Here is a 13,012-nt window from a genome sequence, read left to right as displayed (position 1 = left end):
GCCGGGGTACGGCGACGGCGCGTCCGCCGCTCCACCCCGGCCGGCCGGGGCCGCTGCCCCGCCGCTTCCGGCCCCTTCACCCGGCCCGCAGCGTGGTGTCCGAATCCCGCCAGCCGCGCTGTCCGCGCCGGGCCACACTGGAAGGGTGATCGACGACGACACCAGGTACGAGGCCGTACGCAGCCGGGACGCCCGCTTCGACGGGGAGTTCTTCTTCGCCGTGCGGACGACCGGGATCTACTGCAGGCCCAGCTGCCCCGCGGTGACGCCGAAGCGGCAGAACGTCCGCTTCTACGCGACGGCCGCCGCCGCGCAGGGCTCCGGCTTCCGCGCCTGCCGCCGGTGCCGGCCCGACGCCGTGCCCGGCTCCGCGGCATGGAACGTACGCGCCGATGCCGTCGGCCGCGCCATGCGCCTGATCGGCGACGGCGTGGTGGACCGCGAGGGTGTCGGCGGGCTCGCCGCACGCCTCGGCTACAGCGCCCGCCAGGTGCAGCGCCAGCTCACCGCCGAGGTGGGCGCGGGCCCCGTCGCCCTCGCCCGGGCCCAGCGGGCGCACACCGCGCGCATCCTTTTGCAGACCACCGGCCTTCCCATCACCCAGATCGCCTTCGCGGCCGGGTTCGCCAGCGTGCGCCAGTTCAACGACACGATCCGCGCGGTGTACGCGTCGACGCCGAGCGCGCTCCGGGCCGCCGCACCCCGCACCGGCCCCGCCGCCCGTCGCGCCGCCACCCCCACCGCCGGTGTCCCGCTCCGCCTCGCCTATCGCGGCCCCTACCAGTCCACCGCCGTCTTCGACCTGCTGGCCGCGGAGGCGGTGCCGGGCGTCGAGTCCGTCAGCGGCCACCGCGGTCGCCGCACCTACCGGCGCACCCTCCGACTGCCCTACGGGACGGGGATCGTCGCCGTCGACGAACGCGCGGGCGGAGGAAGGGGCCGTACGGCACCGGCCGAGGTGGGCGGCGACGGCGCGGGCAGGGCGAGTCGCGGTGCGCCGCACGGGACGGACGCCACCGAGGCAGGCCGGGACCGCTCCCCGCGAGCCGGGTCCGACGGCCGCCCGGGCGGCTGGCTGGACGCCCGGCTGCACCTCACGGACCTCCGCGACCTCACCACCGGGGTCCAGCGGCTGCGCCGCCTGTTCGACCTCGACGCCGACCCGTACGCCGTCGACGAGAGACTGGGAGCCGACGCCCGGCTGGCCCCGCTCGTCGCGGCACGACCGGGACTGCGCTCACCGGGCACCGCCGATCCGGACGAGCTGGCGGTGCGCGCGCTGGTCGGGAAGGACGAGTCCGAGCGCCTCGTGCTGCGCTACGGAAAGGCGCTGGACGCCCCGTGCGGCCCGCTCACGCACCTCTTCCCGGAGGCCGCCGTGCTCGCGGAGGCGGAGCCGGACGGTCCCCTCGGCGCACTGACCGCCGCTCTCGCCGACGGGGCCCTGCGCCTCGACCCCGGCGCCGACCGCGACGAGGCACAGGAGTCCCTGCTCGCCCTGCCCGGCATGGACACCGCCACCGCCACCGTCATCCGCACGCGCGCCCTCGGAGACCCCGACACCGCGCCCCCCGACACCGACCTCCCGGACACCTGGCGCCCCTGGCGGTCGTACGCGGTCCAACACCTGCGCCTGGCAGGGCAGTTGTAGACGGCGGGTGGAAGACCGAGCCCCCGACGGGTCATCGGCCGGACGGCGCCACGCCTCCCGGACCGGACCAGGACGCGCGGGTGCCGTCGGCCGTGCCCGGAGCCCACCGGTGAACAGGCGGCGCTCAGACGCCCGGCGCGGCCAGTTCGCGGGGTTCGATGCGGGACTCCGTCGCCGTGTCGCCCTCGCGGGTGACGACGTAGGCGGCCTTGCCGGGGAGCTCCGTGACGGCCTCGGCGAGGCGCGTGCCGCGGTAGACCAGGCCCACGCCGTCGTCGGTGCAGTGGGTCTCGGGGAGGGTGCCGTCGGCCACCAGCCGGTGGACCAGGGGGCGGCGGCCCGGGTCGCTGTCGTAGTGGACGCCGTTGCCGAACGGCAGATAGCCCAGTCCGTCGGTGAGCGCGCGCAGTTCGGGGCCGAAGGAGTCCGTGGTCCCGCCCTGGAACCAGCAGAGCGAACCGGCGCTCACCCCGCTGAGCACGACCCCCGCCTCCCAGGCGCGGCGGAACACCGCGTCGAGTCCGTGGACCCGCCACACGGCGAGCAGGTTCGCCGCCGAACCACCCATCACCCACACGACGTCCTGTTCGAGGACGGCGCTCTCGACGTCCTCGATGTTCGGCATCGGGAACAGATGCAGCGGCGTCAGGTCGAAGCCCGCCACCCGCGCCGCCTCGCTCATCCTGGACGCGAAGTGCTCGGCGTCGCCGATCGCCGTCCCGACGTACATGACGCGGGGGCGGCGGCCCTCGACCCGGGCCAGTTCCACCGCGTGGTGGACGAGCGGCCCGAACAGCACCCGGGTGCGGTCGCCGACGCGGTGACCACCCGAGGTGGCCAGGATCGTGGGTTCCGTGGCGGTCATGGCTCGGGACCCTACCAAGGTCCAACGGCCCGGCGATCTTGGGCCGTTGTGTCTCCAGATGGCCCCTCATCAACGGGTTCGGGCCGCTTGGCCGTTCAGTCCTCCAGGCCCCAACTGTGGATCCGCCGCGGGTGGATCCGGATCAGCTCCTCACTGAAGTGCGGACCCAAGTCGTGCTTCCCGGTGAGGAGTTCGGCCTCCCCGCGGATGTCGAGGCCCCGCACCTTCCACGGAGTCACGCTGACGATGTCGTCGACGACCAACGCGACCTTCGGGTTCTTCTGCAGATTGCGCCACTTCTTGGTCGTTCCCATCGCGTATCCGCCGATCAGGATCGTCCCGTCGTCCTGCGGGAAGAAGCCGACAGGGTTGGCCTGGGGCTGCCCGAGAGGATCCACGGTGGCCAGTCGCCCCAGCCGCTGCGACCTGAGGTACGCACGCTCCGCCTCGCTGAATTCGGTCATGACAGCAGCCAAACACGCGTCCCCCGTTGACGCATCGGGTTCCGGACCTAGGTCCATCGGACGACACCGGTTCGGTTTCGATGGGGGAGAGCGATGCTCGTGAGGCACGGGCCGTTCACCGGCCGTGCCCGGACGCCGCGGGCCCGCGTCCCGCCGCCATTGGTGTGACCCCGCGTTGCGCGGCCCCGTGGTCAGGGAAGCCATGGCCCCATGACCCGCGCGATCATGCTCAGGCGCCTCCTCGCCACCCTGGTGACCACTCTGGTTCTCACCCCGCCGGGCGTGCTCGCCGAGGCGGACTCAGGACCCGGCCCGATCGCCGCACCACGGCCGGAGAGCCGGAGCGCTGCCCGGGACACCTGGACCGGCACCTGGGAGGGCGCCGCCTCCGGCACGGCTCCCGCACTGCCCGGCGCCTCGATCCGCAACGTCGTGCACACCAGCGTCGGCGGCCGGGCCGCCCGCGTCCGCCTCTCGAACCGGCTCGGTACCGCGCCCCTCCAACTCGGCTCCGTCACCCTGGCGTTGCAGCTCCCGGGCGTGCCGACGAGACCGGGCGCCGTGGCCGGCAGCGTGCGTACGGTCACCTTCGGCGGCGCCCGTTCGCTCACCCTCCCCGCGGGCCGGGACGTGGTCAGCGACCCCGTCGCCCTGACGGTGCCCGCCGACGCCAACCTTCTGGTGTCCGTTCACACACCGGGCGACTCGGGCCCGGCGACGTTCCACCGCTCCGCGCTCCAGGCCAACTTCGTCGCCCCCGGCGGCGACCGCACCACCGACGAGAGCGGCGCGGGGTACACCAGGACGATCGGCAACTGGTACTACGTGACCGGCGTCGACGTGCTCCGCCGCTCGACCGCCGGCAGCGTCGTCGCGCTCGGCGACTCCATCACCGACGGGACGGGCTCCTCGTTCAGCGCCGACCACCGCTGGCCGGACCGGCTCGCCGACCGGCTGCGCGACCTCCCCGCCGATCGCCGCCCCGGCGTCCTCAACGCGGGCATCTCCGGCAACCGGGTCCTGCGCGAAGGACGCGGCCCGAGCGCGCTGACCCGCCTCGACACCGACGTCCTCTCCCGCGCGGGCGTCCGCACCGTGATCGTGCTGGAGGGCATCAACGACATCAAGGGCAGCCCCGAGGTGACGGACCCCCTCGACCTGGAGAACGCCTACCGCCTCCTCGTGCGCCGCGCCCACGCCCGCGGCCTGCGCGTCATCGGCGCCACCATCACCCCGTACGGCGGCCACAGCGCCTACACCCCGGCCCGCGAAGCGGTGCGGCTCGCCGTCAACGGCGCCATCCGCACCCGGGGGATCTTCGACGCCGTCGCGGACTTCGACGCGACGGTCCGCGATCCGGGCCGCCCGAACCGGATCCTCCCCGCCTACGACCCCGGCGACCATCTGCACTTCAACGACACCGGCATGCGGGCGCTCGCCGACACGATCGACCTGACCGCCCTCGTCCCGACCGGCGCGGCGCTCCGCCCGTAGGCCCCGCCCCTCCGGGGGCGCCGCCGTCAGGTCCCGATCACGGCACCCAGCCACCCGCCCAGGATCAGCAGACAGGCGAAGAACTCCGTCAGGACGCTCCAGCCGCCCGACCGCATCGCGGTCCGCACCGACGTCCACGCCTCGCCGCGGCCGCCCAGACGCAGCCGCTCACAGAGGTAGATGCCGCCGAGGAAACCCGGGATCGCGCCCACCACCGGCACGAGGACGAAGCCCAGGAGGGACCCGGTCCCGGCGTACACCGCCATTCGGGTGGTGGCGCCGCTCTCCCGCAGCCTGCGCGGGGGCAGGACGAACCGGACGGCCTGCGCGAGCAGCAGGACCACCGTCGCGCCGACGAGAACCGCCCAGGACGAGGGCCGGGGATCGGACAGCGCCCACCACAGAATCGCGGCCCAGACGAGCCACGACCCCGGCAGACCGGGCACCAGTACTCCGGACAGGCCGAGCAGAATCACCACGCCGACCAGCAGGAGTTCCCACACTCCCATCTGCCCAGCCTGCCCGAGCGGACGCGGAACCGCAGATCAGTCCCGCGCGACCCAGCCCCGTTCGTAGGCGTGCCAGCCCAGCTGGAGCCGGGTCGCGACACCCGTCAGCTCCATCAGCCGCTTCACCCGGCGCTGTACCGTCCGCAACCCCAGATCGAGCTGTTTGGCCACGCTCGCGTCGGTCAGGCCCGCGAGGAGCAGCGAGAGGATCTCCAGGTCGGCGCCGTCCGGGCCGTCCGGCTCCTGCTCCAGCACGCCCCGGCTGCCCAGGCGCAGCGGCAGCGCGTCCCGCCACACCGACTGGAACAGGCCCGACAGCAGCTCCAGGAGCCCGCTCGCGTGCACCACCAGCGCCGCCGGCTCCGCCGTGTGCGAGGTCAGCGGCACCATCGCCAGCGAGCGGTCGGCGATGACCAGCTTGGTCGGCACCTGGTCCACGACCCGCACCTGCTCCTCGCGCCCGAGCGCGGCGGACAGCTCGGTGATGCCGTTCGGCAGGTCGAGGACGGACCGCTCGACGACGACGCGGTAGCGCACGCCCCGGTCCGCCGCCTGCTCCTCCGCGTCGTTGTCCGTCCCGGACACCACCAGCGGGTTCCCGGTGACCAGTGCGCAGACCTCCTCGGCCGCACCGAGCTGGAGCTGGAGGAACCGCTGGGAGACCGCCGCCGCGCCGATCACCACCTCCACCAGGTCGTGCACGGCCGGCTCGGCGGCGGAGGCCCGGTACTCCTCGGCCAGTAGGGCCGCCGCCAGCTCCGCCTTCTCCAGTTCGTGGCGCTGCTGGGTGAGCAGCGCGCCCAGCGCGACCCCCGGCGGCGCGGCGACCCAGCGACCCGGCCGGGCGGAGGACTGCGCGGCCAGACCGTGCCGCTCCAGGATGCGCAGCGCGCGCTCCGTGTCGTACTCGCCGAGCGTGAGCCGGCGCGCGAGATCGGGTACATCGGCGGCGCCCACGGACACCAGTGCCCGGTACGCCGACTCGTGGGTCTCGTCCAGACCTATCGCTCCCAGCATGCGGCGATGTCCCTCCCCAGATGCGTTCCGGCCGGTCGGCGGCACCGTGGCGGGAAACGGCCACGGCGCAAACCCGCCTCGGCACATCATCGCCGCACCCCCCGCCCCTCTGACAAGCTCACGCCACCGCAGCACCAACCACCGCCCGTAATGCCCTGCTTGGGCCTGGCCTGCGCGAACGCGAGCCGAACCGGCCCCGCGGACCGCGCCGGCACCGGCACGCGGGGCCGGGCGGACGACCTTGGGGAGTGGGACTTTTGGGGAGAGGGATATCGCGTACGGCCATGGGGGCGGCGACCGCCGCCCTCCTCGCCGTCACGACAGCCGTACCCGTGGCGGGGGCCGCGGAAGAGCCACGGCCGCTGACCGGTACCGGGGCCGCCGCCTCGGGTTCCGTCGTCACCCTCGTCACCGGTGACCGCGTCCTGGTGACGAAGGACGGGGCGAACGTCCTGCCCGCAGCCGACGGCACCACCCCCTTCGTCCAGACCCGGCAGTCCGGCAAGGACCTGTACGTGTACCCGGAGGGCGCCGTCGCCGCGATCGCCGCGGGCCGCGTCGACGAGGAACTCTTCAACGTCACCGGCCTGGTCCGGCAGGGCTACGACGACGCGCACACCTCGACCGTCCCGGTCATCGCCACGTACGACACCTCGGTCGCCCGGAGCCTGCCGGTCACCCCGCGCGGCGCGCAGCGCGGCCCGGTCCTCGACCCGATCGACGGCGTCGCGCTCGAGGCCGACAAGAAGAAGGCCGCCGCGTTCTGGGCGGACGTCACGAACTCCCGCAGCCGCGCGGCCGGTTCATTGAAGAAGCTGTGGCTCGACGCCAAGGTGCGGGCCACGCTGGACCGTTCGACCAAGCAGGTGCACGCCCCCGAGGCGTGGGCCGCCGGATACGACGGCAAGGGCACCAAGGTCGCCGTCCTCGACACCGGCGTCGACGCGGACCACCCCGACCTCAAGGGCCGGATCACCGCGTCCGAGAACTTCACCGACTCCCCCGACACGAGTGACCACCAGGGTCACGGCACCCACACCACCTCCACGGTCGGCGGCACGGGCGCGGCCAGCGGCGGCAGGAAGAAGGGGGTCGCCCCCGGCGCCGACCTGCTGAACGGCAAGGTCCTCAACGACTACGGCTCCGGCGCGACGTCGTGGATCATCGCCGGCATGCAGTGGGCGGTCGGCCAGGGCGCCGACGTCGTCTCGATGAGCCTCGGCAACCCGGCGCCCACCGACTGCACCGACCCGATGAGCGCGGCGACCGAGGAACTCGCCCGGTCGAGCAAGAACACCCTCTTCGTGATCGCGGCCGGCAACACCGGGCCCACCCTCAACTCCGTGTCCTCGCCCGGCTGCGCGCCCAGCGTCCTCACCGTCGGCGCCGTCGACCGCGACGACGCCACGGCCTCCTTCTCCAGCCGCGGCCCGGCCTACGGCTCGCACACCCTGAAGCCGGAGATCACCGCGCCGGGCGTGGACATCTCCGCCGCCAACGCGGGCGGACGGGGCGTCTACGCCTACCAGTCCATGAGCGGTACGTCGATGGCGACCCCGCACGTCGCGGGCGCCGCCGCGATCGTCAAGCAACGCCACCCCGACTGGAACGCCCAGCAGATCAAGGCCGCACTCGTCTCCGCCGCCGACACGGACATCCCCGGCGACGTACGGGAGACCGGCGGCGGACGCCTCGACGTGAAGGCCGCCGTCGACGAGACCGTCCTCGGCACACCCGCACTCCAGGGCGGTTCCTTCGCCTGGCCGCAGGACAGCAGCGACCGCACCACCGTTGACGTGCCCTACACCAACACCGGCACAAAACAAGTGGAGTTGAAGCTCACCCTCGACGGGATCACCGGCAACGACGGCTCCGCCGTGCGCAGTTCCGTCGCCCGGCTCGGCGCGCGTACGGTGACCGTCGCCCCGGGTGCCACCGCCACCGTCCCGCTGAAGCTCGACCCGGACGCCGGCCTGACCCGCGCCCAGTACGGCGACGTCACCGGCCGCGTCCTCGCCACCGCCGACGGCACCGCGGTCTCCACCCCCTTCTCGCTCTACGTCCAGCCGGAGACCGTCACCCTCCGCGTCAAACTCGTCGACCGGCTCGGCCGACCCGCCGGCTCCGCCTCCTCCGTCGACCTCATCGGCACGGACGACGCGAGCGGCGAACGCCGCTTCAACGAGGGTGCGACCGACCAGACCTACGAGATACGCCCCGGCACCTACTTCCTCTCCAGCTTCGTCGCCACGCCCGAGACCGAGGGCACCCTCGTCAACTCCCTGACGTACCTGGCCCGTCCGCAGCTGGAGATCCGCAACGACACCACCGTCGTGCTCGACGCCCGCACGGCCCACCGACTGAACGTGCGGACCGACCGGCCCTCCGAACTGCGCGGCGCCACCCTCGGGTTCGCCCGCTCCTGGGACGACACCTGGCTGCACGCCGGAACCGCCGCCGGCGGCCGTTCCGTACGCGGCTACTACGCCTCGGTCGACGGCCGGGCCAGTGACGGTACCTTCGAGTTCGACAGCTTCTGGCGGGCCGCGGCCCCGCAGATCTCCGAACTCGCCGTCGTCGGAGGACCGCCCCTGCACCCGGTGACCGGCTCCACCTCGTCCGCCAACCTGGACGGAACAGGACGCGCCGCGCTCGTCGACGCCAAGTCCGGCACCGCGGACGAACTCGCGGGCGCCAAGGGGAAGATCGCGCTCGTCAAGCTCCCCGACACCGGCAACGCGAGCGCCGTCGCGACGGCCGCGAAGGCGGCGGGAGCGCTCGCGGTCCTCGCCTACCGTGACGCACCCGGCCGCTGGTACCCCTCCACCGGCTTCACCGGCGGCCCGCTGCCCGTCCTCGCCGTCCCCGCCGACGAGGCGCGCGCCCTGCTCGCCTCGACGGACGTGACGCTGCGCTGGAAGGCGACCGCCAAGAGCCCCTACCTCTACAACCTGGCCTTCCCGGAGACGGGACAGCTCCAGCACGCCGCCACCTACCGGGTCCGCGACCGCGACCTGGCGGCGAACCGGGCCACCTACCGCGCGATGGGCACCGCCACCGACTACGTCGACCTGCCCTCCTTCACCCGCCCGAGCGGACTCACCGGCGCCTTCGCCGACATCGAGACCGTGCCCGCGCCCTTCGAGCGCACCGAGTACTTCTCCGCCGGTACCACCGGCTGGGGGCACGAGGTGTCCAGCAGCTTCCCGTTCGGCGAGTACATGATCGACCCGGTGCGCAGCTACACCAAGGGGGAGCAGCGGACGGAGGAGTGGTACGGCGGGGTCCTCTCCCCGGCGGCCCCCCTCGACGCCTCCGGCGAACAGGCGCTCGCCGCGGAGCGCCAGGGCAACCTGATCGGCGTCGCCCCCGGCTTCTGGGGGGACGCCCAGCACCAGGGAGTCCAGGGGAGCTTCGGGGACATCGGCTCCATGGAACTGCGGCGCGACGGCGCATCGCTCGGCGAGTCCTCCGTCCCGTACGGCGTGTTCGACGTGCCGGCCGAGGACGCCTCGTACCAACTCACCCTCGCCACCGCGAAGATCGGATCCCGTGTCTGGAACCGGTCGACGCAGACCGTGACCACCTGGTCGTTCCGCTCGCACCGGGACGAGGACGTCTTCTCGCAGGGCATCCCGCTGCTCTTCCCGCGCTATGCCCTGCCCGAGGACGGACTCAAGACCCTTCCTGCGAAGGACGGTCAGCGGATCACGCTGTCCGCGACCGGACACGCCGGCTACCGGCCCGCAGCGCTCACCTCGGTGAAACTGTCGTACTCCTACGACGACGGGAAGACCTGGACGTCCGCCGCGACCGCCCGGCACGACGGACGGTGGACGGCGACCGTCGATCACAGCGGAGCCCAAGGGAAGCAGGTCACACTCAAGGCCGAACTGACGGACGCCAACGGCAACTCGGTCAGCCAGACCGTGAACCGGGCCTACGACGTGCGCTGAGCCCGGGCACACCAAGGCGCCGCCGGGCGGTTCTCCCGTGGGGGGTGGGACCGCCCGGCGGTCATGCGCGCGGGCGTTCCGCCCCGTATTCCTGTTCGACGACTCCCTCGACACGCCGTTCGACGGCCAGCACCTTGGCCGGTTTTTCCGGATGCCCCGTTTTCAACAGGCCACCGCGGTGGACAATTACGGGCATGAGCCAGCAGGGGGAGAAGCCCACCGGTCACGAGGACGCATGGTGGGGGGAGTTGTACGACGACTCCACCGAGGACACGGGACCCGCGCCGGCGGCCGACTCCCTGGACGACCGGTTCGCGTCGGCGGCCGGGACACTGGGCGACGGCACCGGAACCGACCAGGAGGCCGCGCCCGACGGGGAGTTCGGACCCCGACGGGGGTTCGACCCGGGGCCGGACCAGGCGCCCGGAACAGGGTCGGTACCCCGGCCGGGGGCGGCGCCGGGGACCGTACCCGCGGCGGGGCCCGTGCCGGAACCGGGGCGCGACCGGGGATGGATCCCGGGCCCGGGATCACCCGCCGCGCCGGTGCCCGGGTCCGGGGCCGCGCCCGGACCGGGGTCCGAATGGGGACCCGCGCCGGGCCGCGGCAGCGGGACCACACAGCCCTCCGACTCCTTCGACGACGAGGCTCCGGCGCCGTATCCCGGTCGGCGCACGTCCGGTGCGCCGGACGTGCCGCGGCCGGTGACCGGGGAGGAGTCTCCGGGCGTCCCCGGGCAGGCCCCCTCCGGCTGGGACCGCCCGTCTCCTTCCCCGGCTTCCTCGGCTTCCCCTACTTCTTCCTCGGCTTCCGGCGAAGCGGACGAGCAGGCTGCGCCGTATCCCGGTCGGCGGGCGCCCGGCGCACCGGATGCGCCGCGCCCCGAGGCGGGGGAGCAGCCTCCCGCCGTGCCCGGCCCGGCCCCCGCCGCCTGGGACCGGCCGTCCGCCTCCTCGACGGACTGGGACGGCGCCCCGGCGCCCGGGGCCTGGACCGGCGCCACCCCGCGCGGTGAGGCGGCGCGCCCCGGCCGGTGGGAGCGGGGCCCGGGGACGGCACCGGATTCCGCCGGGACCGCGTATCCGGACAGGGACGCGCATCCCGAGGCGGACCGGCCCACCCGGGGAGGGCTCGGTCAGCGGCCCGGCTTCTGGGACACCCCACCCGCCGGCCCCGCGACTCCGGCTCCCTTCCCGCCGGGGCCGACCCCGCCGGGATTCACTCCTCAGACGTCCCACTCGGACGCGCAGGCCGAGGCGGCCTCGGGCCGGGTGCCCGGATCGAGGATTCCGGCCGACGCGCCCCCACCACCGGTGGACGCACCACCGAAGCCCACGTCGGCGCCCGGCCTCCCGAGCGCGGCGGAGCCCGCCGGTCCGGCGGGCGGCCCGGGTTCTGCCGGCCCCGCGCCCGCGGGTCCGTCTCCCGCCGGTCCCGCATCCGCGGGTCCGCCCCCTGCCGGTCCGCCATGGATGGGCCCGGGGCGGGCCGACGAGACGCCCACCGCTTCCGCACCGACCGGCCCGGGCCCCGCGGGGCCTGCATTCGGGGGGCGGCCCCCTGCCGGTTCTCCTCCGGCCGGCCTGAGTCCTGCCGGTCCGGCACCCGCGGGTCCGTCCCCTTCCGGCCCCGCATCCGCGGGTCCGCCCCCCGCCGGTCCGCCGGCAGGGCCTGGAGCGGTGGAGTCGGCTCCCGTCGGGTCCGGCGACCGCCCGGCGCCGGGCGGTCGCGGTCGGTCCGGCGCTGTCCCCGCCGGCCTGCCGCCTGCCGGTTTCGCACCGGCGGGCCCAGGCCCCGCAGGCCCTGTACCCACAGGCCCCGTACCGGCCGGCCAAGGGCCGGCAAGGCCCGCGTCCGCCGGGCCGAACCCTTCAGGGCCGCACCCCGGCGGCGCGGCCCCCGCAGGGCAGGCGGCGAGTGAGGCTGTGCCCGCCGCCCCTACCGGGCTCCCGCGTACCACCGGCGGTTTTCGGACGCCCGGGGTCGCGGCCGAGTCCGAGGACGTCCGGGCCGGTGCGAGCCGAGAACCCGTGCTCTCCGTGCCCCAGCAGCCGCCCGCCGTCGGTCACGTCGGGTCCGGTCCGCCCACCTATGACGCCGAACCGACCTCGCTCCCGCCCGCCGACCCGGACGCACTCGACGATCTGGTCGCCGACACCGTGCTCGACGGCGCCCGCTACGGGACGAGCACCCTGCGGGCCGTGTCCGTGCGTGGGGACTCCGCCCGGTACCGGGGCGAGCCGCGCCGGGACGCGCTGCTCACCGCCCGGTTCGGGGCGGGCGAGCAGGCGCTCGTGCTGGTGGCGATGGCGACCGGCGCCCGGGCCACCCCGGGGGCGCACCGGGCTGCGGCGGAGGCGTGCCGGTGGATCGCGCGCGCCGTCGGCCGCAGCCACGACCGGCTGGCCGACGACATCCGCGCCGCGCGCCGCGGCGACCTGAAGTCGGGGCTGCACCGCCTCACCGACCGTAGCCTCGGCAAGCTGCGGGCGAGCGCGGCGGAGCAGGGCGTCGAGCCGGAGGAGTACACCGCCAGCCTGCGCTGTCTGCTGCTGCCCGCCGACCCCGAGTGCCGTACCCGGGTCTTCTTCGGCGTCGGCGCCGGCGGCCTGTTCCGGCTGCGCGACGGCGAGTGGCAGGACATCGAGCCGCGCGTCGCCGAGGCCACCGGGGAGCCCGTGGTCGGCTTCGGCTCGCCGCCGCACGAGACCCCGGAGGGCGACCGGCTCACCATGGACCTGGGGATCACGACACCCCCGAGCCCCTACGAGCCCGCGCCCCGCCCACCACGCCCCCCGTTCCGGTTCCGGGCCTCGATCGCCCGCCCGGGTGACACGCTCCTGCTCTGCACCGGAGGCATGGCGGAGCCCCTGCGCGGGGAGCCGGAGCTGGCCGAGTACCTCACGACACGGTGGTCGGAGGGGGGACCGCCCGGCCTCGCGGCCTTCCTCGCGGACAGCCAGGTCCGGGTCAAGGGGTACGCCGACGACAGGACCGCGGCGGCCGTTTGGGAGGCGTAACCGCGCACGGTGTGAATTCATGGAGCCGGGGGACGG

At 74.7% G+C, this 13,012-nt stretch carries 8 protein-coding genes; 4 read left to right on the top strand and 4 right to left on the bottom strand.

From position 1 onward, the window contains the following. The first annotated feature begins 148 nt into the window (after positions 1-148). A complete protein-coding gene (locus OG406_RS10375; RefSeq protein WP_329190730.1) occupies positions 149-1,651 on the top strand; it encodes a DNA-3-methyladenine glycosylase 2 family protein in 1,503 nt (500 codons plus the stop codon). Between the two features lie 124 nt (positions 1,652-1,775). Here the strand turns inward: OG406_RS10375 and OG406_RS10370 are convergent, their stop codons facing one another. Together OG406_RS10370 and OG406_RS10365 are read right to left on the bottom strand one after the other, a co-directional pair. Next, complete coding sequence (locus OG406_RS10370; RefSeq protein ID WP_164374987.1) at positions 1,776-2,516, bottom strand: peptidase E; 741 nt, start codon at positions 2,514-2,516, stop codon at positions 1,776-1,778. Between the two features lie 95 nt (positions 2,517-2,611). Next, positions 2,612-2,980, bottom strand: a complete 369-nt coding sequence (locus tag OG406_RS10365; protein WP_164374986.1) for a PPOX class F420-dependent oxidoreductase — start codon at positions 2,978-2,980, stop codon at positions 2,612-2,614. 210 nt (positions 2,981-3,190) lie between these two features. On the opposite strand from OG406_RS10365, the gene OG406_RS10360 reads away from it, so the two are divergent. After that, positions 3,191-4,474, top strand: coding sequence for an SGNH/GDSL hydrolase family protein (locus OG406_RS10360; RefSeq protein ID WP_329185406.1), 1,284 nt, complete (start codon positions 3,191-3,193; stop codon positions 4,472-4,474). Between the two features lie 26 nt (positions 4,475-4,500). On the opposite strand, the gene OG406_RS10355 is transcribed toward OG406_RS10360, so the two are convergent. Both OG406_RS10355 and OG406_RS10350 read right to left on the bottom strand, forming a co-directional pair. Next, positions 4,501-4,983 carry a DUF456 domain-containing protein gene (locus OG406_RS10355; protein ID WP_164374984.1) on the bottom strand — a complete coding sequence of 161 codons (483 nt, stop codon included), beginning with the start codon at positions 4,981-4,983 and terminating at the stop codon, positions 4,501-4,503. A 36-nt stretch (positions 4,984-5,019) separates the two neighbouring features. Further along, a complete protein-coding gene (locus OG406_RS10350; RefSeq protein ID WP_164374983.1) occupies positions 5,020-6,000 on the bottom strand; it encodes a helix-turn-helix transcriptional regulator in 981 nt (326 codons plus the stop codon). Positions 6,001-6,284: 284 nt separating this feature from the next. Between OG406_RS10350 and OG406_RS10345 the strand changes: the two genes are divergently transcribed. Together OG406_RS10345 and OG406_RS39420 are read left to right on the top strand one after the other, a co-directional pair. Next, on the top strand, positions 6,285-9,956 hold the full coding sequence (locus OG406_RS10345; RefSeq protein WP_329185402.1) for a S8 family peptidase: 3,672 nt from the start codon (positions 6,285-6,287) through the stop codon (positions 9,954-9,956). Between the two features lie 1,472 nt (positions 9,957-11,428). Next, complete coding sequence (locus tag OG406_RS39420; protein WP_443067064.1) at positions 11,429-12,976, top strand: protein phosphatase 2C domain-containing protein; 1,548 nt, start codon at positions 11,429-11,431, stop codon at positions 12,974-12,976. Positions 12,977-13,012 lie beyond the last annotated feature (36 nt).

This window comes from Streptomyces sp. NBC_01428, from assembly GCF_036231965.1.
Taxonomy (GTDB): domain Bacteria; phylum Actinomycetota; class Actinomycetes; order Streptomycetales; family Streptomycetaceae; genus Streptomyces.
This window is presented reverse-complemented; position numbering and strand designations above follow the sequence as displayed.